Genomic DNA, 22,632 nt, shown 5'->3' with positions numbered 1-22,632 from the left:
GCCCGCGTCATCGCGGTACCCGGTCGAGCTCCTCCGTGCTGTCCGCGGACGTGGTCGCCACGGCGTCGTCGGTCGGGGGGACGCGCACCGGGTCGGCGACGGGTGGCCCCTCGCCGCGGGTGGCGAGGACCGTCTCCACCGGCGCGCCCTTCCGGTACGCCCGGTACTGCTCGACGTCGATCTTGTTTTCCTTCGACATGTTCAGCACGCAGCCGAGCACCCGGGCGGAGACCGAGTGCAGCGCCTGCGCGGCGGCGGCGGTCTGCGCGCTCGGGGTCTTGCCCTGCCGGGCCACCAGCAGCGCGCCGTCGGCCTGCACCGCGACCACCACGCCGTCGGTGAAGGCCAGCAGCGGCGGGGTGTCGATGATGACGATGTCGGTCAGCTCGCGCAGCGACAACAGCAGCTCGGCCATGGCCTTCGAGCCGAGCAGCTCGCTGGGGTTCGGCGGCACCGAGCCCCCCGGCAGCACCAGCAGGGACTTGTCGCCCCACGGTTGCAGCACGTCCTCGACCGCCACCTCGCCGATCAGCACGTCGGTCAGGCCGGCGCCGGAGCCGAGCCCGAGATAGCCGGCGACCCGGGGCCGGCGCAGGTCCGCGTCGACCAGCAGCACCTGCCAGCCCGCCTCGGCGAGCGTGATCGCCAGGTTGCAGGCGAGCGTGGACTTCCCCTCCGCCTGCACCGCGCTGGTCACCGCGATGACCCGGGCCGGCTCCTGGGCGTCCACGAAGCGCAGGTTGGTACGGAGTTTGCGCATCGCCTCGGCCCGGGCCGTCTGCGCCGCCGTACCGACGATCAGGGGGTTCGACCGGGCGTGCCCGTCGTACGGGATGCTGCCGAGCAGCGGCGCCGAGGTCGCCTCCTGGAGGGTCTCGCCGTCTCGGAAGGTGGTGTCGGTCAGTCCGCGCAACACGGAGAGCGCGGCGCCGAGCACCAGCCCGAAGACTCCGGCCAGGACGAGGTTGCGGACCGGCCGGGGCGAGACCGGTTCGGCGTTCACCCGGGGGCCGCCGACCACCTCGATCTTGATCGGTGGTTCCTTGGCCCCGGGCGGGGTCTCGATGCTGTGCACGAGTTTCACGAAGTGCGCCGCCAGTGCCTCGGTGAGGCGCAGCGCCCGGGCCTGGTCGGTGTCGGTGACCGTCGCGGAGAGCAGGACGGTGTCCGCCTCGACCCGGGCGGTGACCCGGGACCGTACCTCGTCCGCGGTGAGCCCGACCCGTTCCTCCGCCGCGACGGTCTGCGCCAACCGATCGCTGCTGAGCAGGTCGACGTACGACTTGACCCGCTGCTGGAGGAAGAGACTGCCCTGGTACGCGTCGGTCATGCCCTGCCCCGAGGAGGTGACGAAGAAAGTCACCGAGGAGGCGTACTGCGGGGTCGCCCGTACCGTGACGAACCCGGCGAGGCCCAGCGCGACCATGACGGTCGCGAGTACCACCCACCAGCGTTGGCGCAGCGCGCGCAGGTAAGTGTGCAGATCCATCAGCCCCGGCCTTCCGTCTCAGCACCAACCGGTCGGGGTGCCAAAGACATCTAATGATCACGAAAAATGCGACAGTATGAAAAAGTTCCGACTTGTCGCATGACAGTTCCTACCGAATGTAGATGATTGAGCGCCCTCAGTAGTCGCAGTCGGCCCAATATGGCCGATAAGTACCAGCGGCGTGTCTCCGGAGCGCCCGTGCAGGGCGGGCGGAAATGGCAGGACCCGGGGCCCGCCAGCCGGGGCGCCGGTAGGGACGGGCGGCCGGGACGGCGACGGGACAGCCCGACCGGACAGGTCGACGGGACAGGGCGACGGGACAGGGCGACGGGACAGGCGACGGCGCCGGCCACACCTGGCCGGCGCCGTCGGTGGTGCCCGGGACTCAGCGCGACGAGGGCCGCTCCCCGCCCTCGTCCGCCTCGTCCACCTGGTCCGAGTCGGCGAGCGCCTCTCGGAACTCGCGTGACAGGTCGGAGCCCGGGACGGCGACGTCCTCGGCCTCCTCCGCGACCGCGTCCCGCTTGTGCGGCCGTTCCGGCTCGGGCAGCGCCACGTCGCCGGCGAACCCGTACTCGTTCGGCTCATCGTGCCTGGTCATGCAGTGATCCTCCGTTCAGGCCACGCTCCGCCGGACAGCCCGCTGGCCGTCGAAACGGCTACCCGGATCCCGACCGTCCCACACCGGGATCGGTCAGGTCAGTTGGTGGACCGCGTCCACCAGCAGCCAGATGCCGCAGATCCCGAAGAGCGCGCTGGCCCCGTACCGGATGGTCTTCTCCGGCAGGCGGCGGCCGAGCAGCCGGCCGACACCGATGGCCAGGGCGTCGGCGGCGACCATGCCGACGGTGGAGCCGAGCCAGGTGCCGAACCAGCCGTGCTGGGTGGCCAGGGTGATCGTCGCCAGCATGGTCTTGTCGCCGAGTTCGGCCAGGAAGAAGGCGATCGAGACCGCGATGATCGCGGAGCGGCGGGTCCGTTCCGCCTTGCGCCGCTCCTCCTCGGTGAGCGAGTCGCCGCGGAGCGTCCAGATCCCGAAACCGAGGAAGGCGATCCCGGCGACCAGGGCGATCCAGCCGGTGGGGAGCGCGGCGCCGAGCCCGACGCCGAGAGCGACCGAGGCCAGGTGCACGACCGAGGTCGCCACGGTGATGCCGATGATCACCGGTAACGCCTTGAACCGGGTGGCGAAGGTCAACGCCATCAACTGCGACTTGTCGCCCAACTCGGCCACGAAGATGACGCCGAAGCTGATCGCCAAGGCGGTGTTGAAGTCCTCCATGTCACCCTTCCCGGTCGATGCCGGGCGGGGGCATGGGCGACCTCGACCCGGCATTGCTGCCTGAGCCGAAGGTCTCGCCCGCCCCACCGGGGTGAGGCCGCGTGGCCGGGTGCGCGACGCGCGCACACCAGTATGTCGACCACGACGTTGGGAGCTACTCCCCTTCGCTGCCGACGACCCTACCCGAGTACGCCGGGCGGCGCCCACGCACCCTCGGTCGTCCGATGATCACGGCCGGGGCCGACGGCGGGCGCCGGGCCCGGCGCCCACCGTGCTCCCGGCGGGTCGGGTGGCGCGCAGTGCGGTCGGATGGCGCGCACGCCGTCAGGTGGCGCGCAGCGCGGTCAGCATCCGGGTCAGGGCGGCGACGGTGTCCGTGACGTCCTCGGGCCGTTCCGAGGTCGCGAGCCAGAGGGCCGCCTCGTTCATCGCGCCGGAGAGCAGCCGGGTCAGGGGTGTGACCGGCTGCGGGGCGAGCACCCCGGTCTCGATCAGCGCGCCGAGCGCCTCGGTCAGGTGGCGTGCCGAGTTGGCCTCGTCCAGCGCCCGCCACTGCGCCCAGCCGAGCACCGCCGGCCCGTCGACCAGCATGATCCGCTGTACCTCCGGGTCGGTGCTCGCGGCCAGGAACGCCTCGCAGCCGGCGGTGAACCGGGTCCACGGATCGTCCCGGGCCTCGGCCGCCGCGACCACCCGCCGGGCGACCTCCTGCTGCACCTGGGCCAGGACCGCGTGGAACAGTGCCGCCTTGCCGTCGAAGTGGTGGTAGAGCGCGCCCTTGGTGACCCCGGCAGCCTGGACGATCTCCGCCAGTCCCACCCCGGCGTAGCCCCGGGCCGCGAAGAGCCGCCGGCCCTCGCGTAGCAGGGTCTGCCGGGTCTGCTCCCGCTGTTGCCGCCGACTGAGATCCGGCATCGCGCCCTCCGTTGACATACCGACGGTACGCGAACTAGCTTACCTTCACATACCGACGGTATGTGAAAGGGGTAGCCTCCATGCTGACCAGTTTCTATCCGGTGATCTGCACCTCCCGCTTGGCGGAGTCGCGGGACTTCTACACCAGGCTGCTCGGCTTCGAGCCGACCTTCGAGGCCGACTGGTACGTCAGCCTCCGGCGCCCGGGCCCGGCCGGCTACGAACTCGCACTGCTCGACCACGACCACCCGACGCTGCCCGAGGCGTACCGCAGGCCGGTGCGGGGACTGCTGCTCAACTTCGAGGTGACCGACGTCGACGCCGAGTGGCGGCGACTCGTCCTCGACTCGGGACTCCCCGCCGAACTGGAACTGCGCAGCGAGGACTTCGGACAGCGTCACTTCATCGTGGCCGACCCGAACGGGGTACTGATCGACGTCATCACCCCGATCCCGCCCACCGCCACCTATGCGGAGCAGTACGTCGAGAGCTGACCGGACGATGCCGTCGACTCCCGGCCCGGCTCAGCTCGCCTGGCCGAGAGTCACCGCGAAGAGGCCGCCGTCGTCGGTCCACCGGGCCCGCACGGTGAAACCGGCGGCGGCCAGTTCGGCGTCGACGTCCTCCGGACGGAACTTCGCCGAGATCTCGGTGCGCAACTCCTCCCCCTCGGCGAACGCCAGGTCGAGGTCGAGCACCCGGACCCGCATCGGTCGCCGCGCCCGCAGCCGCATCTCTATCCAGCGCCGGTCCGGGTCCCAGAGCGCGACGTGGTCGAAGGCGTCCACCTCGAAATCCGCGCCCAGTTCACGGTTGAGCACCCGCAACACGTTGCGGTTGAACTCGGCGGTGACCCCGGCCGCGTCGTCGTACGCCGGCACGAGCACCCCGGGGTCCTTGACCAGGTCGGTACCGAGCAGCAGCCAGTCACCCGGCTCCAGTGCCGAGCGGAGCGCGGCCAGGAACTCGGCCCGCTCCGCCGGCAGCAGGTTGCCGATGGTGCCGCCGAGGAAGGCCACCAGCCGCCGGCCGCCGGTGGGCAGCCGGTCCAGATGTCGGGTGAAGTCGCCGACGATGCCGCGCACCCGCAGTCCCGGGTAGGCGGCGGCGATCTCGGCGGTCGACCGCTCCAGCGCGCTCACCGAGACGTCCAGCGGTACGAAGGTGCCGAGGCTGCCCCGCGCGGTCAGCGCGTCGAGCAGCAGGCGGGTCTTCTCCGACGACCCCGAACCCAGCTCGATCAGGGTCTTCGCGTCGGTGAGCCGGGCGATCTCCCCGGCCCGAGCCGCCAGGACGGCCCGCTCGGCCCGGGTCGGGTAGTACTCCGGCAGCCGGGTGATCTCCTCGAACAGTTCGCTGCCCCGGGCGTCGTAGAACCACTTCGGCGGCAGCCACCGGGGCGTCGCGGTGAGCCCGGTCCGGACGTCGCTGCGCAGCGCCCGCTCCAGGTCCCGTTCCTCCAGGTGTATCTCCAACGGATCCGCGGTCACCCGCACACTCCCCTCGATTCGACACCGCCGCCCCCTGCGGCAGGTCCTCTCGCTACGCCGGCCGCTCCGACCGCCCGCCCCGGACACCGCGGTCGGCCGCGCCGGCACTCCGGTCGCTCACCAACCTCCGCTCGGCCGGGTCGGCGCCGGCCCCGGGCCGAGCGGCGTGACGTCGACCCGGCCGGCGGCGGCCACCACCAGGTGCCCGTCCGGGATCGGCCGCCAGCCCGGTTCCTCGGTCAGCGGCTCGGAACTGACCAGCACCGACCCGCCGCCGGCCCGGACCGACAGCGCGTGCCCGCAGGTGTTCGCCACCACCAGGTGCCCGTCGGTGAGCAGCAGGTTCAGCCGGGAACCGGGAGCGGCGGCGGACACCTCCCGGACGGTCTCGGCCACCGCCTCGGCCGGCGCGGCCCCGACCCGCAGCCGGTGGCGTACCAGGGCCCAGAGCAGAGCCGCGTCGGTCGGGGCGGCCAGGGTCATCAGGTCCCGGGTCGGCAGCCGGCCGGCCAGGGCCGCGATCGAGTCCGGCCAGCCGGGTACCGCACCGTTCAGGCTGAACAGCCAGGGTCCCTCGGCGAACGGGGCGGCGGCGGTCTCGACCACCGGCATGCCGACGGTGGCCGAGCGCACCGCCGCCAGTACCGCGCCGGCCGAGGTCGCCGCGGCCAGCACCGGCAGGGTGTCGTCGGCCCAGATCGGGGTGGCCCGCCGGTAGCGCACCGGCGGGCCGTCCACCGGGTACCAGCCGACGCCGAAGCCGTCGGCGTTGACCGTGCCGCCGCCGCGCATATCCCGGGGCACCCAGGACTGCCGGGCCAGCGAGTGCGGCGGGTCGAACAGCAGCGCGGCCAGCGGGAGCGGAGGGCCCAGATAGGCCAGGTGACGGCACATCAGCGGGCCCGGCCCCGCCGGCCGGGCGAACGGCGGCGACCGGTCACGCCGTCTCTTCCGGCCGGGCGTCCCGGGCGCACCGGAAGCCGCTGAAGATCTGCCGGCGGATCGGCAGGTCCCAGTTGCGGAAGGTGCCCCGGCAGGCCACCGGGTCGGTGCCGAATGAGCCGCCCCGGAGCACCCGGTAGTCGGAACCGAAAAAGACCTCCGAGTACTCCCGGTACGGGAACGCGGCGAACCCGGGATAGCCGAGGAACGGACTGGAGGTCCACTCCCAGACGTCCCCGATCAACTGGTGTACGCCGAGCGGCGAGGCGCCCGCCGGGTACGCCCCGACCGGTGCCGGTGCGAGGTGCCGCTGCCCGAGGTTGGCGCGCTCCGGCGTCGGGTCCTCGTCGCCCCACGGATGCCGGCGCGACCGGCCGCTGACCGGGTCCCAGCGGGCCGCCTTCTCCCACTCGGCCTCGGTCGGCAGCCGCTTGCCGGCCCAGGCGGCGTACGCCTCCGCCTCGTGGAAGCCGACGTGCACCACCGGCTCGTCCGGGACCAGCGGGGCGAACCGGCCGAACCGGGTGCAGCCCCAGTCGGTGCCGTCCCACCGCCAGTGCATCGGCGCGGTCAGTCCGGCCGACGACCGGTGCCGCCAGCCCGGATCGCTCCACCAGCGCGGGTCGGAGTAGCCACCGTCGGCGACGAAGGCGAGGTACTCCGCGTTGGTCACCGGCGCCGCGTCGATGACGTACGCCGGCAGCTCCACCGGGTGGCCGGGGCGCTCGTTGTCCAGCGCCCACGGGTCGGTCGAGGTGCCCATGGTGAACCGGCCGGCCGGAATCAGCACCTCACCGGCGACCGGTACGGCCGCAGCCGGCGGCTCGGGTGCGGAGAGTACCGGCGGGCCGCTCCGGAGCTGGTGGGTGGCGAGCATGGTCTCGTCGTGCTGCTGCTCGTGCTGGGCGATCATGCCGAACGCGAACCCGTCGGCGACCAGCCGGCCGTGGTCGAACCGGACGCCGTCGAGCAGGTCGAAGACCTTGTCCCGGACGGTCGCCACGTAGCGCCGGGCCTCGGCCGGACCGAGCAGCGGCAGGGCCGGGCGGTCCCGGCGGGGGTGCTTGAAGGCGTCGTACAGCTCGTCGATGTCCTGGCGCACCGGGGGGCGGCCGCCGACGTCCCGGACCAGCCAGAGTTCCTCCTGGTTGCCGACGTGGGCGAGGTCCCAGACCAGCGGGGACATGATCGGTGAGTGTTGCCGGACCAGGTCCTCGTCGTCGACCGCCTCGGTGAGCCGGATGCTGCGGTCCCGGGCCCGGGTCAGTTCGGTGGCGATCCGGTCGCGCAGCGACCCGGTCGGCCGGTTGTCGGATCGGACGTCGGTCATGTCGGTCCCTTCCGCGCGGCGGCGAGCCGTCGCGCCACGATCCGGGTGATCTCCTCGCGGGTCGTCGTGGGCAGACCGGTGCGGTCCAGCGACCGCAGCGCGAGGTCGAGCAGGGTGTCGGCCGCTCCGGCCAGCAGCGGGTCCCGCAGCCCGTGCCGGGCCGCGTCGGCCCACCGGCCGGCGACGGGTTCGCAGGCCGCCCGGGCGGCGTCCCGGGCGCGGTCGTCCTCGAAGAGCGCCGCGAGCACGCCGACCGGTGCGATCCACTCCGCGCCGGGCTGGGCGTCGAGGTAACGGATCTCCAGGTAGCCCCGGGGGCGTACCGGCGGGAAGAGGGTGCTCAGGTGGTAGTCGAGGTCGTCGGTGGTGGGCGGCCGGGGCAGCGCGCCGCCGAGCCAGTCCCGGAAGGTGATCCCGGGCGGGACGGTCCAGTCCCCGCCGTCCCGGCGTACGCAGAGCAGCGGGGCCGCCAGCGCGTACCGGACCCAGGCGCCGACCGGGTCGGCGGTCCCCGACGGCGGTGACCAGGCCGGACGGGTCCGGGCCGGGTCGATGAACTGCCAGGCGGCCATCCGAGCCGAGGCCCAGCCGGTGTCCCGGCCGGCGTGCCGGCGGGCGGTGGCGAAGACCGCGAGCAGGGGCGGCCCGAACGCGTGCGCGGCGGCCCACCGGTCGGCGAACCGGTCGGCGGTACCGGCGTCCAGGCAGACCTGGAGCCCGGCGGTGCTGTACATCATGGTCCGGCCGGCCGCGCCGAGCCGGTCGAAGGCGCAGCGCATCGCGCGGTATCGGGGGGTGTCGACCACCGGCGTCGGCGGCCGGTGCGGATCGATGCCGGTGTCGCCGAGGACGAGACCTGCGGCGCCGAGCAGATCGGTGAGGTGGGCGAGGTCCGAGGTGGTGCTCTCGTGCAACTCGCCGAGGGAGCTACGCGGGGCGGTGGAGATTTCCACCTGGCCGCCGGGCTCCACGCTGACCGTGCCCGAGCGGGGCAACGGTTGGGCGGGACTGTCGGGATCGAGGGTGGTCGGGGCGTACGGGCCGAGTGCGGTGCGGAGCCGGACCGGGTCGACCGGTCCGCTCGGAACGGCCGCGTCGTGCACGGTCCATTCCAGTTCTACGCCGCTGAGCCGGGGCGGCCCGGTCTTGAAACAGATCTTGGCGACGTAACCCTCGGCGTCCTCCAACGCCCGCAGGACCGTGCCGCTGTCCAGGTCGGATGGCATCGGCGGGTCCTCCCTCCCGGGGAACCGACTCCCCTTACCCGGTTTCCCGGAGCACACGCTCCGGACTGGTGCCGAGCAGGCGAAGATATATAACTTGCTCGGCATATTACTCAGTTGGTATGTTCGCGTCGTGGCCACGCCCTTCGAAGTCCTCGCCGAACCGGTCCGGCGACAGATCCTGGACCTGCTCCGGGAGCGCCCGCGCTCGGTCGGCGAACTGACCGAGCAGTTGGGGCTGACCCAGCCGGGCACCTCCAAACACCTCCGGGTGCTGCGCGACGCCGGGCTGGTGCGGGTCCGCCCGGAGGCGCAACGTCGCTGGTACGAACTCTGCCCCGAGCCGCTCGCCGAACTCGACGCCTGGCTCGCACCGTACCGCTGGATGTGGTCCAGCCGGATCGATGCGCTTGAACGGCATCTGAACACCATGCCATCCGGGTCCGACACTTTCCCCGACCCTTCGCCGGCCACCGAACCGCCGCCGTCGCCGCGCACCGGCCCCGACGCGCGGCGGCGCACCGAACCGAGCACCGAGGAGTTGTCGTGAACGAGAGCCTGGACACCACGCACGGGCGCCAGGTGCTGCGCATCGAGCGCCGGCTGGCCCATCCGGCGGAGAAGGTCTGGCCCACCGTCACCGAGCCCGAGCACCTCCGCGAGTGGTTTCCCGCCCAGGTACGCCTGGACCCGCGCCCCGGCGGGCGGATGACCTTCAGTTTCGGGTCCGGTCCGGACGCGCCGCCAGAGTCGGTCGGCCGGGTCGAGGCGTACGACCCGCCCCGGCTGTTCGCCTTCAGCTGGGCCGACGATCTCTTCCGGATCGAACTGCACCCGGACGGTCCGGGCTGCCTGCTGGTGTTCAGCCACGTCTTCGACGACCGGGCCGGCGCGGCGAGCTTCGCCTCCGGCTGGCGGCTCTGCCTCGACGCGCTCGAACAGGTGCTGGACGGCCGACCCGTCGACCAGTCGGCGCGACCCTCGGGACGGCTGCACGAGTCGTACGTCGAGCGGTTCGGGCTGGCCGACGGCGTCGCCGACACCGACGTGGACGGCTGGCGGGTGCGCTTCGAGCGGCAACTGACCCGGCCCGCCGAAGCGGTCTGGGCGGCGCTGACCCGGACCGCACCCGACCGGCCCGCCACGCTCGGCGCGCCGCCACCGCCCGGCTTCACCACCGACGAGTTCCCGGCCGGACCGGTCACCGCGTTGGCCGCACCGACGCTGCTCGAGTACTCCTGGGAAGCCGCCGGGGTCCCGGCCGGGCGGGTCCGCTGGGAACTCGCCCAGGGCACCGGGCACGGCGCCCGGCTGGTACTGGAGCAGACCGGCCCGGCCGACGCGGCCGGTGACCGGGAGACCGCGCTGGCCGCCTGGCGCGCCCGGATCGAACCGCTCGCCCGGCAGCTCGCCGAGGAGGCCGACCGGCCCGCCGGCTGACCCACCGGAGCAGGCCCCCGGCCCGGACCCGGACTCGGCGGGGCGCCGGTTCGATAACGGGACGGACCGGAACGGCGCCCCCGGCTTGACACCAAGCTTGCGAATATGTGCACTTGTGACACTCCGCTCCAGCCGGCACCGGTGCCCGCTCAGCAGCCGACCGGGCCGGCACCACCGTCACGGGGAGGCACGATGGCACGACACGCAGGCACGCCCGGCACCGACCTCCGGCTCGACCGGCGCCGGCTGCTCGGGCTCGGCATCGCCGCCGGGGCCGCTCCGCTCCTCGGCGCCTGCGGCGGCGCGTCGACCAGCGGCTCCGACGAGGAAGGTGCGATCACCTTCCTCTCCACCCAGTTCACCCCGGTGGAGGAGCGGCAGCGGTTCGAGCAGATCCTCCGGGACCGGGTCCCCGGCGGCGCGGTCGCGTACAACACCGTCGAGCCGAACGTCTTCTCCTCGACCATCACCTCGCAGGTCGGTGCCGGGCGGGTCCAGGTCAGCCTCGCCGGCGGGCTGCACGGCGACTTCGCCCCGCACGCCGACAAGTTCGAAAACCTCGACGACCTCGCCGGCAAGCTCGCCGACCGGCAGTTCCCGACCGACCTCGCCCAGCTCGGCAAGCTGGCCGGCGGCGCCACCACCTACCTGCCGTGGATGCAGGCGTCGTACGTGCTGGCCGTCAACAAGCGGGCGTTGCAGTGGCTGCCCAGCGGCGCCGACGTGCAGAACCTGACGTACGACCAGTTGTTGACCTGGGTCGGCAACGCCCGGCGGGCCAACGGCAACAAGCCGGTCCTCGGCCTGCCCTGCGGCCCGAAGGGTCTCTACCACCGGTTCTTCCAGGGCTACCTGCTGCCGAGCTTCACCGGCGGCCAGATGACCACGTTCCGCAGCCCGGAGGCGGTGCGGGCCTGGCAGTACATGGTGGAGCTGTGGGCGCAGACCGCACCCGCGTCGACCAACTACGACAACATGCAGGAGCCGTTGCAGCGCGGTGAGGTGCTGATCGCCTGGGACCACGTCGCCCGGCTGGTCAACGCCCCGGGCGACAAGCCGGACGACTGGGTGATGGCGCCCGCGCCGCGCGGCCCGAAGGGGCTCGGCTACATGCTGGTGGTCGCCGGCCTGGCGATCCCGAAGGGCGCCCCGGAGGCCGACCGGGCACGTCAGGTGATCGAGGCGCTGACCACCCCGGACGTGCAGTTGGAGGTGCTGCGCCGCAACGCCTTCTTCCCGGTGGTCTCCACCGCGCTCCCGACCGACCTGCCACCGGCCGTGGCGCTCGAGGCCGAGGCGGTACGCCGGCAGCAGGAGGCCGAGGGTGCGGTGCTCGCCCTGCCCCCGGTGGGGTTGGGCGCCAAGGACGGCGAGGTGTCGCAGATCTTCAAGAACTGCTTCAAGGAGATCTGCCTGGACCGCCGGCCGGTGCAGCAGGTCCTCGACCGGCAGGCCCAGCAGCTCAACGCCATCCTGGACGAGGTGAAGGTGCCGTGCTGGCGCCCGGACCCGGTCGCGGCGGGGCAGACGTGCCGGGTGCAGTGACCACCGCGCCGGATCCGGCGCCCACCGAACCGTCCCGCACGGCGCCGGCCCGGCCGGACCGGCGGCGGGGACGTCCCCGGGTGCCGACGGCGGCGCTGCTGGTCGCCCCCTCGGTGATCTTCCTGGCCGCGCTCTTCCTCTGGCCGATCGTGGTCGGGGTCGGGCAGGCGTTCACCGGCGGCGACGGGCCAACCCTGGCCCACCTGCGCCGGATGCTCGACGACCCCTACTTCTGGACGGCGACCCGGAACACCGCACTGCTGATCGTCGTACTGATCCCGTTGCAGTTCGCGTTCGCGCTGACCATGGCGCTGCTGCTGCGGGAGCGGCCGAGGCTGTCGTCGTTCTACTTCTACGTCTGGTGCGTACCGCTGGCGATCAGCGACCTGGCCGCCGGGCTGGTCTGGCTGTCGATCTTCGCCGACCGGGGTTACCTCAACTCGGTCCTGGCCCACCTCGGGCTCGGCGACGGCTACGCCTGGCTCTCCTACGACAACGACGCCACGATGTTCGTCGCGGTGCTCCTCGCCGAGCTGTGGCGGGCCACCTCACTGGTGCTCGTGATCGTGGTCGCCGGACTACAGAACATCCCGCGCGACTACGACGAGGCGGCGGCGGTCTTCGGCGCGACCTACTGGCAGCGGCTGCGGTACATCATCCTGCCGCAGTTGCGCCCGAGCCTCCAGGTGGCGCTGATCCTGCGTACGATCCTCGGGTTGCAGACCTTCGCGGTCGCCCAGGCACTCACCGGCCGGAGCTTTCCGCTGCTGGTCGGCGAGACCTACCAGTGGTACGTGACGTTGCAGAACGAGCGGGTCTCGGCGGCGATCGCCCTGGTGATCCTGCTGATGTCGCTCGGCACCGCGGTGGTCTACCTGCGGGTGCTGCGCGACCCGGCGACCACCGGCGGTGGCCGGTGAGCCGGCTGCGGGCGGCCCGGCGCCGCACCATCGCGATCCACCTCGCCTGTGTCGCGGTCACCCTCTTCATGGGACTGCCGATCTATCTGATCGCGCTGGCCGCGCTCTCCAGCCGGGAGTCGCTGAACCGCTTCCCGCTCTCGCTGCTCCCCACCGACGTCTCCACCGAGACGATGCGGGTCTTCCTGGACAGCACCGGGGTGGTCGGCGGGTTCCAGAACTCGGTCGAGGTGGGGCTGCTCAGCCTGGCCCTCTCGCTGCTCCTCGGGGTGCCGGCCGGCTACGCCGTGGCCCGGTACGCCTTCCGGGGCCGGGAGCCGTACCAGCTCTTCCTGCTGCTCACCCGGGCGCTGCCGATCGTGGTGCTCTCGGTCCCGCTGGCCCGGGTCTTCCTGGCCACCGGGCTCTACGACACCACCTATGCCGTGGCGCTGCTGCACACCGCGCTGGCGCTGCCGACCACCGTACTGATCACGTCGGCGATCTTCGTGGCGGTGCCGGTCGAGCACGAGGAGGCGGCGATGGTCTTCGGTGCCAGCGCGCCGAGGGCGTTCGCCCGGGTGGTACTCCCGCAGGCGCTGCCCGGGATCGCCGCCGCCGCCATCTTCACCTTCGTCACCTCCTGGAACGAGGTGCTCGGGGCGGCGGTGCTCACCCTCAACCGGCGTACCCTGCCGGCCCAGGTGCTCTCGACGCTGGCCGACTCGCCGCTGGCGTTCCGGTTCGCCGGGGGCTTCGCGCTGGTCGTACCCGCCCTGGTCTTCATCGCGTTCATGCGCCGCTACCTGTTGAACATGTGGGGAACCACGATCCGCTGAGAGGGACGAACGTTGGCCGAGATCGTGCTGCGGAACCTGGTGAAGACGTACCCGGGGACCCGCTCCCCCGCCACCGACGACATCAGCCTGGAGGTGCGCGACGGCGAGTTCCTGGTCCTCGTCGGGCCGAGCGGCTGCGGCAAGACCACCCTGCTGCGGATGATCGCCGGGCTGGAGACCCCGGACTCCGGCAGCGTGCAGATCGGCGGCCGGGACGTGACGGCGCTGCCGGCCCGGCAGCGCGGCCTGTCGATGGTCTTCCAGTCGTACGCCATCTGGCCGCACATGCGGGTACGCCAGAACATCGCGTTCGGGTTGACGATGCGCAAGACGCCGAAGGCGGAGATCGACCGGCGGGTCGGCGAGGCGGCCGAGCTGCTGCACCTGTCGGAATACCTGGACCGCTATCCGGCGCAGCTCTCCGGCGGGCAGCGGCAGCGGGTGGCGGTGGCCCGGGCGATCGTCACCGACGCCGACGTGCTGCTGATGGACGAGCCACTGTCCAATCTGGACGCGCTGCTCCGGATGGAGTTCCGCACCGAGCTGAAGCGGATCGTCGGCAAGCTCGGCACCACCACGGTCTACGTCACGCACGACCAGGCCGAGGCGCTCTCCCTCGGCGACCGGATCGCGGTGCTGCGCGAGGGCCGGGTCGCCCAGCTCGGCCCGCCGCTGGAGGTCTACGACCGCCCGGCGGACGAGTTCGTCGGCGGTTTCCTCGGCGCCCCGCCGATGAACTTCCTGCCGGCCCGGGTCGACCGGGCCGACGGCCGGGCACGGTTGGGGATCGGCGACCAGTCCACCCCCGCACCGCCGCTGCTCGGCGACTATTCCGGTGACGAGGTCACGGTGGGGATCCGGGCCGAGAACATCGAGGTCCACGACGCCGACGGGCCGGACCGGCTGGCGGCCCGGGTGGAGGTGGTCGAGCCGACCGGGGCGGCCATCCTGCTCACCGTGGAGCTGGCCGGCCGGCAGCTCAAGGTGCAGGCGCCGTCGACGTTCCGGATCGGTCCCGGCAGCCCGGTCTGGCTCGCCGTCGACCCGGACCGGCTGCGCTGCTACCACCCCGCCGACTCGACCGCGATCGGGGTTCCCGGCTGATTCCGCGACCGGCCGGGCCGGGGCGGCGGAGCGGTCGAGGTGCCCTCCGGGTACGGTGATCCACGGCTCCACCCGGTCGATGCCCCGCTGCCGCCGCTGCGATTGGGTACCCGCCCGCCCCGCTGGGTACGGTGTGCACGTGCTGGAATCGGGAGTCCTGCTCAGCGGGCGTTACCGCCTGGACGAGCGTGTTGCCACCGGTGGGATGGGCGACGTGTGGCGCGGTACCGACGTGGTGCTCGGGCGTCGGGTCGCGGTCAAGGTGTTGCTTCCCTCGCTGCTGGCCGACCCCGACTTCATCGCCCGGTTCCGGGCCGAGGCCCGGATGCTGGCCACCCTGCACCACCCCGGCATCGTGCAGGTCTTCGACTACGGCGAGGACGAACTGCCCACCGGCCGTACCGACTACCTGGTGATGGAGTACGTCGACGGCGAGCCGCTCTCCGCGCGGATCCGGGACACCGGACGACTCGGCGTGGTCGACGCGATGCACGTGGTGGCGCAGGTCGCCCAGGCGCTGCACGCCGCGCACCAGGGCGGGATCGTGCACCGCGACGTCAAGCCGAGCAACCTGCTGGTGCAGGCCGACGGCACCGTCCGGCTGCTCGACTTCGGGGTGGCCCGCTCGGTCAACATCACCAGCATCACCAGCTCGAACGCGGTACCCGGTACCGCGCTCTACATGGCGCCGGAGCAGGCCGCCGGCAAGCCCGTCTCGGCCGCCACCGACATCTACGCGCTCGGCGCGGTGGCGTACCAGTGCGTGGCCGGGCAGCCGCCGTTCAGCGGGGAGAACCCGTTGCAGGTCGCGGTGAAGCACCTGCACGAGGAGCCGGATCCGCTGCCGGCGGACGTACCCGCTCCGGTGGCCGAGCTGATCGGGCGGGCTCTGGCCAAGGACCCGGTCGACCGCTATCCGGACGCGGCGGCGATGGCGACGGCGGCCCGGGCCGCCGCGATCCACCCGGAGGTGGTGGCGGCGGACGCGGCGGGCGGCGTCGACGGCGGGGGCATCGCCCCGGCACCGTCGCCGACCGCGGTCACCGGGCTCGGGCTCCGCGCGGCGGCGGGCGGCACGGGCCGGGCCGGCGGTGCCGGCGCGGGGAGCGGGCCGAGCACCCTGACCGACAATCCGGTGGTCGGCTCGGGCGGTCGGGACCGGGAACCAGGCCTCGGCATCCTCACCCTGGCCGGGATCGCCGCCGTGGTGGGGGTGGGCGCGGCGGTGGTGACCGCGGTGATCGCCCTCAAGATGGCCGACGACGCCCCGGCGACGAAGGCGCCGCCGTCCCCGCCGCCCAGCAGCAGCGCGACGGTGGAGGCGCACATCCCGGATCAGCCGTCGGCGACGGTGCCCAACGGGCAGGAGACCAACCCGGACCGCCCTCGGGACAGTCCCCGACCGCGTCCCACCACCTCGCCGAAGCCGAGCCCGACTCCGGACAGCGAACCGACCGAGGAGCCGACCGAGTCGTCGCCGCCGACGAATCCGCCGCCGAGCAACCCGCCGACCGGTCCGGAGAACCCGCCGGGCAGTGGCGGGCCGGTCGAACCGGGCAACGGCTGAGTCGTACGCCCACGCACTGTTGGTAGTCTCCGCACTACGGACGGTACGATGGGCCGCGTTCTCGACAGACCACGAAATACTTCCCTTTATCCCCGTTTCCGGGGTGATCATCGATAAATCCCCCTAAGGTGTCCTCGACGTTGTCGAAGCCCGGTGGGAGCCCGCATGAGCAGGGAAAAGCTGGTTGTCGTTGGTCAGGGATACGTCGGCCTGCCCCTCGCGGTGGCCGCCGTGGAGTCGGGACTGGACGTGGTCGGACTCGACCTCGACACCGACCGGATCAAGCGGCTCGGCAGCGGGGAATCGTTTGTCGAGGACATCTCCGACCAGCGGCTCGGTGCGGCGCTGGCCACCGGCCGCTACCTGCCGACCAGTGACTACGCCGACGCCCGGGACTTCGACGTCTGCGTGATCAGCGTCCCGACCCCGCTGCGGGACGGCGTACCGGACCTCAGCTACGTGGAGCAGGCCGGCGCGGCACTCGCCCCGTACCTCCGCCGCGGCTGCACCGTCATCCTGGAGTCGACGACCTACCCCGGTACGACCGAGGAACTGCTCCGGCCGCTGCTCGAGGAGGGCAGCGGGCTGCGCAGCCCCGACGACTTCCACCTCGGCTACAGTCCGGAGCGGATCGACCCGGGCAACCCGGTCTGGCGGCTGGAGAACACCCCGAAGGTGGTCTCCGGGATGGGGCCGGCGGCGCTGGACCGGGTCGACTCGTTCTACCGCCGGATCGTGGAGCGGACCGTACCGGTCGACTCGACCCGGGTCGCCGAACTCACCAAACTGATCGAGAACACGTTCCGCCAGGTCAACATCGCGCTCGTCAACGAACTGGCCACCTTCAGCCACCAGCTCGGCATCGACATCTGGCAGGCCATCGACGCCGCGGCGACCAAGCCGTTCGGGTTCATGTCCTTCCGGCCGGGCCCCGGAACCGGCGGCCACTGCCTGCCGATCGACCCCTGCTATCTCTCCTGGCAGGTGAAGCGCCGGCTCGGTCGGCAGTTCCGGTTCATCGAGCTGGCCAGCGACATCAACCACACCATGCCGGAGTACGTGGCGCAGCGGGTGATGGCCGGGCTGAGCAGCCGGGGCCGGCCGCTGCGGGGTGCCCGGCTGCTGATGATCGGTCTGGCGTACAAGAAGAACACCGGTGACCTGCGGGACTCCCCCGCGATCGACCTCGCCGGCCGGCTGCACGCGCTCGGGGCCCGGATCAGGGCGGTGGAGCCGTACGCCGATCCCCGGCACGTGCCGACCGAGCTGGCGATGGTCGAGCTGACCGAGGAGGAGGTCCGGCACGCCGACGCGGTGGTGGTGGTCACCGACCACGACGGGCTCGACTACGACATGATCATCAGAACCGCCCGGTACGTCTTCGACAGCCGCGACCGCTGCCGCGGCCCGGTGGTCGAACGCCTGTAACGCCACCGGCCGGGTCCGGTCACGCCGGCCGGGCCGGCAGCGGCCGACGGGCCTCCGCCGGCAGCGGCGGGCCGTCGCCGGGACCGGACGACGGCGGGTCAGCGGGCCCGGGCCAGCATGCCGACCGGCTCGACGTGCTCGGTCGGCCAGCAGCCCCGGGACATCGCGAGCCGGTGGTAGAGGTCCCGGGTGGCCGCCACCAGCCGGGGCGTGCCGAACGCCTCCCTAATCTCGGTCAGCGCCGTCCGGCCCATCCTCCCCCGCAACTCGTCGTCGCCCAGCAGCCGCAGCACCGCCCGGCTCAGCCCGTTGACGTCCCGACGATCGCAGAGCAGTCCGGTCCGGCCGTGCCGGACCACCTCGGCGGTGCCGCCCACGTCGGTCGCCACCACCGGCCGGCCGGCGTGACCGGCCTCGACCAGCGTCAACGGCGTCGCCTCGTGGTCCGAGGTCTGCAACACCAGGTCGGCGGCGGCGTAGACCGTCTCCGGATCCGACCGCCAGGGCAGGAAGGTCACCTCGATCCGGCTGGCGGCGGCCGCCCTGACCACCTCGGTCAACCGGTCACCCTCGCCGCAGACCACGAACCGGACATCGGACCGGGTACGCCGGACCGCCCGGGCCACCGCGAGGAACCGGTCCGGCCGCTTGTGCGTACTCAGCGGACCGAGGTACGCCACCACCGGCCCGGTCTCGGGCAGGCCGAGGGTACGCCGTGCCCGGGCCCGCTCGGGCAGCGGAGACAGGCTCGCCCCGGGCGGCATCACGATGTACTGGTCGGGGCGGCCGATCGAGGCGGCCAGCAGGTCGTCGCGGACCCGGGCACCGACCGCGACCAGGGCGTGGCTGGCCCGGGCCAGCATCGACTCGGCACCCGCGACGAACTGGCCGGCGACCGGCGGTGACCCGGGGAGTGGATGGGTGTGGAAGGTGTGCACCCGGATCGGGACCCGGCAGGTGACCGCCGCGACCCGGCCCAGCAGGCCGGCCCGCAGGTCGTGGGTGTGCACCAGGTCCGGTTGGAAGTGGCGGATCTCCGCGATCAGCGCTGCCGTGGCCCGGATGTTGTCGACCGGCCGGACCGGACGGCGGAGTGCGGGCAGCACCCTGACCGGTACGTCGGAGGCACGCAGCCGGCGGTAGTCGCCGGCACCCGGCTCGACCGGGCCCGCGTAGAGCCGCTGCTCGAAGCGGTCCGGGTCCAGCCCTCGCATCAACGCGCCAACCTGCGGCGCGGCTTCGTCCACAGCCATTCGGGAGATGATCCGCAGCACCCGGAGCGGTCGCATGACCAGACCTTTCGCGCGTCGCGGCGCGACCGATCCGGTGATCGGTCGCGCCGAAATCAGCCTTTGATCCCGTTATACGCCTTATCCGTGGAGATAGGCCGATGATCTGGCAAATTTGGAGGGTCGACAGTGGCCGACGGCCGGATCGGCCGATGTCGACGCAGGCCGGCGGGCCCGGCCTGCCGGTAAGGTGGTCGTCCATGACAGCACGCCGGGCGAGCGCCGGCCGGATCCGGTGAGCGTCCTCCGGGTACGCGGGCGTGCCCTGCCCGACGGGGAATGGGTCGACCTCTACGCCGACGGCGACCGCTGGACCACCGATCCGGTCCGGAACGCCGTACTGGTCGCCGAGGGGTGGCTGCTACCCGGCCTGGTCGACGCGCACACCCACCCCGGGGCCGAGGCGCCCGGTCGACCGCTGGACGAGAAGTTGCTCCGCGTCGACCTGGGCCGGCACGCCGAACACGGGGTGACCCTGATCCGCGCACCGGGCCTGGCCGGTGAGCCACCGTCCTGGTTCGGCACCGACCCCGACCTGCCCCGCGCGGTCCACGCCGGACCGTGGATCGCCCAGCACGGCCAGTTCTTCGCCGACTGGGGCCGCCGGGCCAGCCACGCCGACCTACCGGAGGTCGCCGCTGCCCAGGCCGCCCGGACCGGTTGGGCGAAGGTGATCGCCGACTGGCTGCCGGGGGACGACCCGCTGCCGGTGGACGTACTCCGGGACGTGGTGGCCGCGGTGCACGGCGTTGGGGGGCGGGTCGCCGTACACACCCAGCACGCGGCGGGCGGCGCGGCAGCGGTGGCGGCCGGAGTCGACTCGGTCGAGCACGGCATGCACCTGGACCCGGCCCTGCTGCACCGGATGGCGGAGCAGGGCACGGCCCTGACACCCACACTCTCGATCATCAACGGCGCACTCGACCGGCTGCGCGACGCCGCCGACACCCCACGTCGGCGCTGGGGGTGGAGCGGTGCCCTCGCCCACGGACCACTGGTCGCCGCCGCCGCCGAGGCCGGGGTCACGCTGTTGGCCGGTACCGACTCCCGGCCACACGGACGGATCGCCGACGAGGTCCGCGCGCTGGTGGCCGCCGGGGTACCCCCGCACGTCGCGCTCGGTGCCGCGTCCTGGACCGCCCGGGACTACCTCGGCCTGCCGGGCCTCGTTCCGGGCGCCCCCGCCGACGCCGTCGTCTACCCCGACGATCCCCGCGACGACCTCGACCGGCTGGATCACCCCAGCGCGGTGCTGCTGCGGGGACGACTCGTCCGGGCAGCCGCCGGATAGTCGGCAGCCAGGCACCGCCCCGACCGGCGGTCCGAACCGGTCCGGACTGGACGGAATCGGACCGAACTGGACCGGGACGGTGGCTCAGCGGCGTTCCAGCAGCACCACGGGGATCTGCCGGGGCGTCTGTTCGGCGTACGTCCGGTACATCGGGAAGATTCCCGCCATCAACTCCCAGAGCCGGGCCCGCTCGGCAGGGTCGGCGACCCGGGCCCGGGCGGCGAACCGGTCGGCCCGGACCTGCACCCGCACCGACGGGTCTGCCAGCAGGTTGAGAAACCAGCTCGGGTGCCGGGCGGCGGCACCGTTCGAGGCCACCACGACGTACCGGTCGTCGTCCCGCCCGTAGATCAACGCGGTCCTGCGCAGGGCGCCGGTCCGCCGGCCCCGGGTGGTGATCAGCAGGGTCGGAAAGCCCTGGTAGTCGTGTCCATCCGCCCCGTCGGTCTCCAGATAGCGCCGGATGTGCGCCGACACCCAACCCGTGGGGCTGTCCCGTACCGCCCCCGGCGCCCCGTCCCGTTCGTCGTGCGTCCCGGTCATCCGTCTCCCCCGGCCGTCCACGGTGCCATCCGGGCACCCCGGTCCTGCGCCGGCTCGGCCGACCGGCGTCGACCGGTACCGGCCCAGCTTCTCACGCGGCCGACCTCGGCCGGTCGAAGTAGTGCACCTCCTCGCGGCTGATCAGCCCGTCGGTCACGGTGTAGAGGGACATCTTCCGGCTGGTGGAGCGCACCCCGGTCGGCCGGTGCGTCTCGTCGAAGCTGAACCGGACGGCGAACCGGTCGCCGGCCAGGAACGGCCCGTCGACCCGTACGCCGTGGATGTCGAGATCGGCGTTGAGCCGCCGGCTGTTCGCCATGATGGCCGCCACACCACGTACCTCGACCGGCTCTCCCCCGGTCTCGATCGGCGCGACCCGGGCAACGTCCGGCGCCAGCAGCGGTGCGACCAGGTCGAACCGTCCCCTCTGGACCAGCGAGACGTACCGCTGCGCGAGGCCCCGCACCGAGAGCGGGCGGAAGTCGTCCGCGTGGTCGGCCGCCCACTCCCGGAAGGTACGCGCCGGTACCCCGGTCACCTCCTGCACGGTCCGGGTCACCGGCTCCGCTTCGCTGACCAGCCCCGCCCAGTACGCCAGCGCCCCGTCGACCTGTTCGCCGTCGCCCCACGCCGCGAGGAGTTCCTGGCGTGCCTGCTCGACCGGAATCTCCACCCAGCGCACCGGCCGGCCGACCGCCTCGCCGATCAGCCGCGCCTGCTCGGCCTGGGTCACCGGCTCCGGCCCGGTGAGCACGTACTTCCGGCCGGCGTGCCCCCGCTCGGTCAGCGCCCGGACCGCCACCGCCGCGATGTCACGCTCGTGGACCAGTGACCGGGCGGCCTCGCCGTAGACCCAGCGGACCGTTCCGGTGGCGCGGATCTGATCCGCCCACTCCAGCGTGTTGGTGGCGAACCCGCCGGCGCGCAGGAAGGTCCAGCTCGACCCGGAGGTCTCGATCAGCCGCTCGACCTCGCCCCAGAATCCGTTCCGGGCCGGGTCCTGGTCGTCCCGGACGTTCATCGCGGAGAGGTAGACGACGTGCACCCCGGGTGCGGTGACAGCGTCCACGACCGCCGGGGCCAGCTCGGCGCTGAAGAACGGCCAGAGCAGGAAGACCCCGTCGACCCCGGCGGCGGCCCCGGCCAGCGTGGCCGGGTCGGCGAGGTCGCCGCGGACCGGGGTCGCGCCGTCGGGCAGGTCGGCCCGGTCGGGATCCCGGACCAGCGCCCGGACGCCGGCACCGGCTGCCAGCAGCCCGGTGACCACGTGCCGTCCCACGTTCCCGGTCGCGCCGATGACCAGGACTGTTCGGTTGTCGCCCATCTCAGTTCCCCCTCGTACCCGCCGGGGCCGACCGGATGCGGCCGGCCCGGGGCCCCGGTGCGGGACCGCCGAAACCAGGCTCGGACTTAAACAAAGGTTCAAGTCAAGCTAGCCTCGGCGGGGTGACGGCAATTTCCTGGCAGGCGGAGGAACTCACGATCGGCGAACTCGCCGAGCGCAGCGGCGTACCCGCGTCGGCGCTGCGGTTCTACGAGCGGCAGGGGCTGATCGGCAGCCGTCGTACCTCGGGAAACCAGCGGCGCTACCACCGCAGCACGCTGCGGAAGGTCGCCTTCATCCGGGCGTCGCAGAGCGTAGGCATACCGCTGTCGCTCATCGGAGAGGTGCTCGGCTTCCTGCCGGAGGACGTCGCGCCCACCCGGGAGTTCTGGCTCCGCGCGTCGGAGTGCTGGAGCGCCGAACTGAACGACCGGATAGCCCGGCTGGAACGGATGCGCGACCTCTTCACCGAGTGTGTCGGCTGCGGCTGCCTCTCCTTCGAGCAGTGCGGGCTGGTCAACCCGCGAGACGTACTCGGCGAACAGGGCTCGGGACCGCGCCGGTTGCAGTGACCGGTCCGGCCGCCGCCCGCCGGACGACTCAGGCCGCGCCTCGGGCAACGGCGGCGTTTGCACGGGATCGGGCGATGGGTATCAGGACCCACAACACTCCCGGCGGGACCGGGGCCGGCA

Annotated in this window: 22 protein-coding genes and 1 pseudogene; 11 read left to right on the top strand and 12 right to left on the bottom strand. The window is 72.8% G+C overall.

Features of this window, described 5'->3' with window-relative positions:
- Positions 1–7: 7 nt before the first annotated feature.
- The 4 genes from V1634_RS16475 to V1634_RS16460 form a co-directional block, all read right to left on the bottom strand.
- A complete protein-coding gene (locus tag V1634_RS16475; protein WP_331208704.1) occupies positions 8–1,489 on the bottom strand; it encodes a polysaccharide biosynthesis tyrosine autokinase in 1,482 nt (493 codons plus the stop codon).
- 385 nt (positions 1,490–1,874) lie between these two features.
- Complete coding sequence (locus V1634_RS16470) at positions 1,875–2,090, bottom strand: hypothetical protein (RefSeq protein WP_331208703.1); 216 nt, start codon at positions 2,088–2,090, stop codon at positions 1,875–1,877.
- 93 nt (positions 2,091–2,183) lie between these two features.
- Positions 2,184–2,771, bottom strand: a complete 588-nt coding sequence (locus tag V1634_RS16465) for a TMEM165/GDT1 family protein (protein WP_331208702.1) — start codon at positions 2,769–2,771, stop codon at positions 2,184–2,186.
- A gap of 324 nt (positions 2,772–3,095) precedes the next feature.
- Positions 3,096–3,686, bottom strand: a complete 591-nt coding sequence (locus tag V1634_RS16460) for a TetR/AcrR family transcriptional regulator (RefSeq protein ID WP_331208701.1) — start codon at positions 3,684–3,686, stop codon at positions 3,096–3,098.
- An 80-nt stretch (positions 3,687–3,766) separates the two neighbouring features.
- Here V1634_RS16460 and V1634_RS16455 point away from each other — a divergent pair, with 80 nt between their 5' ends.
- Positions 3,767–4,180 carry a VOC family protein gene (locus V1634_RS16455; RefSeq protein WP_331208700.1) on the top strand — a complete coding sequence of 138 codons (414 nt, stop codon included), beginning with the start codon at positions 3,767–3,769 and terminating at the stop codon, positions 4,178–4,180.
- A 30-nt stretch (positions 4,181–4,210) separates the two neighbouring features.
- On the opposite strand, the gene egtD is transcribed toward V1634_RS16455, so the two are convergent.
- From egtD to egtA, 4 genes are all read right to left on the bottom strand, one after another.
- On the bottom strand, positions 4,211–5,176 hold the full coding sequence (egtD, locus tag V1634_RS16450) for an L-histidine N(alpha)-methyltransferase (RefSeq protein WP_331208699.1): 966 nt from the start codon (positions 5,174–5,176) through the stop codon (positions 4,211–4,213).
- Positions 5,177–5,293: 117 nt separating this feature from the next.
- A complete protein-coding gene (egtC, locus tag V1634_RS16445) occupies positions 5,294–6,070 on the bottom strand; it encodes an ergothioneine biosynthesis protein EgtC (RefSeq protein ID WP_331208698.1) in 777 nt (258 codons plus the stop codon).
- A gap of 43 nt (positions 6,071–6,113) precedes the next feature.
- Positions 6,114–7,448, bottom strand: coding sequence for an ergothioneine biosynthesis protein EgtB (egtB, locus tag V1634_RS16440; RefSeq protein ID WP_331208697.1), 1,335 nt, complete (start codon positions 7,446–7,448; stop codon positions 6,114–6,116).
- A complete protein-coding gene (gene egtA, locus V1634_RS16435; protein WP_331208696.1) occupies positions 7,445–8,674 on the bottom strand; it encodes an ergothioneine biosynthesis glutamate--cysteine ligase EgtA in 1,230 nt (409 codons plus the stop codon). The genes egtB and egtA overlap by 4 nt, the downstream gene beginning before the upstream one ends.
- A gap of 130 nt (positions 8,675–8,804) precedes the next feature.
- On the opposite strand from egtA, the gene V1634_RS16430 reads away from it, so the two are divergent.
- The 8 genes from V1634_RS16430 to V1634_RS16395 all read left to right on the top strand — a co-directional run bounded on the left by V1634_RS16430 (position 8,805) and on the right by V1634_RS16395 (position 17,493).
- On the top strand, positions 8,805–9,221 hold the full coding sequence (locus tag V1634_RS16430) for an ArsR/SmtB family transcription factor (RefSeq protein WP_331208695.1): 417 nt from the start codon (positions 8,805–8,807) through the stop codon (positions 9,219–9,221).
- Complete coding sequence (locus V1634_RS16425) at positions 9,218–10,111, top strand: SRPBCC family protein (protein ID WP_331208694.1); 894 nt, start codon at positions 9,218–9,220, stop codon at positions 10,109–10,111. Before V1634_RS16430 ends, V1634_RS16425 begins: the two co-directional genes overlap by 4 nt.
- Before the next feature lie 192 nt (positions 10,112–10,303).
- Entirely contained in the window at positions 10,304–11,656 is a 1,353-nt protein-coding gene (locus V1634_RS16420) for an ABC transporter substrate-binding protein (RefSeq protein WP_331208693.1), read from the top strand.
- On the top strand, positions 11,653–12,576 hold the full coding sequence (locus V1634_RS16415; RefSeq protein WP_331208692.1) for a carbohydrate ABC transporter permease: 924 nt from the start codon (positions 11,653–11,655) through the stop codon (positions 12,574–12,576). Before V1634_RS16420 ends, V1634_RS16415 begins: the two co-directional genes overlap by 4 nt.
- A complete protein-coding gene (locus tag V1634_RS16410) occupies positions 12,573–13,394 on the top strand; it encodes a carbohydrate ABC transporter permease (protein WP_331208691.1) in 822 nt (273 codons plus the stop codon). Before V1634_RS16415 ends, V1634_RS16410 begins: the two co-directional genes overlap by 4 nt.
- Before the next feature lie 12 nt (positions 13,395–13,406).
- Entirely contained in the window at positions 13,407–14,498 is a 1,092-nt protein-coding gene (locus tag V1634_RS16405; RefSeq protein ID WP_331208690.1) for an ABC transporter ATP-binding protein, read from the top strand.
- Positions 14,499–14,637: 139 nt separating this feature from the next.
- The gene (locus V1634_RS16400; RefSeq protein ID WP_331208689.1) at positions 14,638–16,065 is read left to right on the top strand and encodes a serine/threonine-protein kinase; all 1,428 of its coding nucleotides are present in this window, start codon (positions 14,638–14,640) and stop codon (positions 16,063–16,065) included.
- A 165-nt stretch (positions 16,066–16,230) separates the two neighbouring features.
- Positions 16,231–17,493, top strand: coding sequence for a nucleotide sugar dehydrogenase (locus tag V1634_RS16395; protein WP_331208688.1), 1,263 nt, complete (start codon positions 16,231–16,233; stop codon positions 17,491–17,493).
- Positions 17,494–17,591: 98 nt separating this feature from the next.
- Here V1634_RS16395 and V1634_RS16390 read toward each other — a convergent pair whose 3' ends face one another.
- On the bottom strand, positions 17,592–18,746 hold the full coding sequence (locus V1634_RS16390; RefSeq protein ID WP_331208687.1) for a glycosyltransferase: 1,155 nt from the start codon (positions 18,744–18,746) through the stop codon (positions 17,592–17,594).
- Positions 18,747–19,017: 271 nt separating this feature from the next.
- Here V1634_RS16390 and V1634_RS16385 point away from each other — a divergent pair, with 271 nt between their 5' ends.
- The gene (locus V1634_RS16385) at positions 19,018–20,073 is read left to right on the top strand and encodes an amidohydrolase family protein (protein ID WP_331208686.1); all 1,056 of its coding nucleotides are present in this window, start codon (positions 19,018–19,020) and stop codon (positions 20,071–20,073) included.
- Positions 20,074–20,157: 84 nt separating this feature from the next.
- On the opposite strand, the gene V1634_RS16380 is transcribed toward V1634_RS16385, so the two are convergent.
- The 3 genes and pseudogenes from V1634_RS16380 to V1634_RS16370 all read right to left on the bottom strand — a co-directional run.
- Positions 20,158–20,616 carry a nitroreductase family deazaflavin-dependent oxidoreductase gene (locus tag V1634_RS16380; RefSeq protein WP_331208685.1) on the bottom strand — a complete coding sequence of 153 codons (459 nt, stop codon included), beginning with the start codon at positions 20,614–20,616 and terminating at the stop codon, positions 20,158–20,160.
- 91 nt (positions 20,617–20,707) lie between these two features.
- A complete protein-coding gene (locus V1634_RS16375) occupies positions 20,708–21,082 on the bottom strand; it encodes a nuclear transport factor 2 family protein (RefSeq protein ID WP_331208758.1) in 375 nt (124 codons plus the stop codon).
- Between the two features lie 12 nt (positions 21,083–21,094).
- Positions 21,095–21,940 (bottom strand): annotated as a pseudogene (locus V1634_RS16370) (NmrA family NAD(P)-binding protein); the annotation flags it as partial.
- A 131-nt stretch (positions 21,941–22,071) separates the two neighbouring features.
- Here V1634_RS16370 and soxR point away from each other — a divergent pair.
- Positions 22,072–22,512, top strand: a complete 441-nt coding sequence (gene soxR / locus V1634_RS16365) for a redox-sensitive transcriptional activator SoxR (RefSeq protein ID WP_407951802.1) — start codon at positions 22,072–22,074, stop codon at positions 22,510–22,512.
- Positions 22,513–22,632 lie beyond the last annotated feature (120 nt).

It is taken from the genome of Plantactinospora veratri (assembly GCF_036421995.1).
Lineage (GTDB): Bacteria > Actinomycetota > Actinomycetes > Mycobacteriales > Micromonosporaceae > Plantactinospora > Plantactinospora veratri.
Note: the sequence above shows the minus strand (reverse complement) of the source record. Positions and strands in the feature narration are given on the sequence as shown.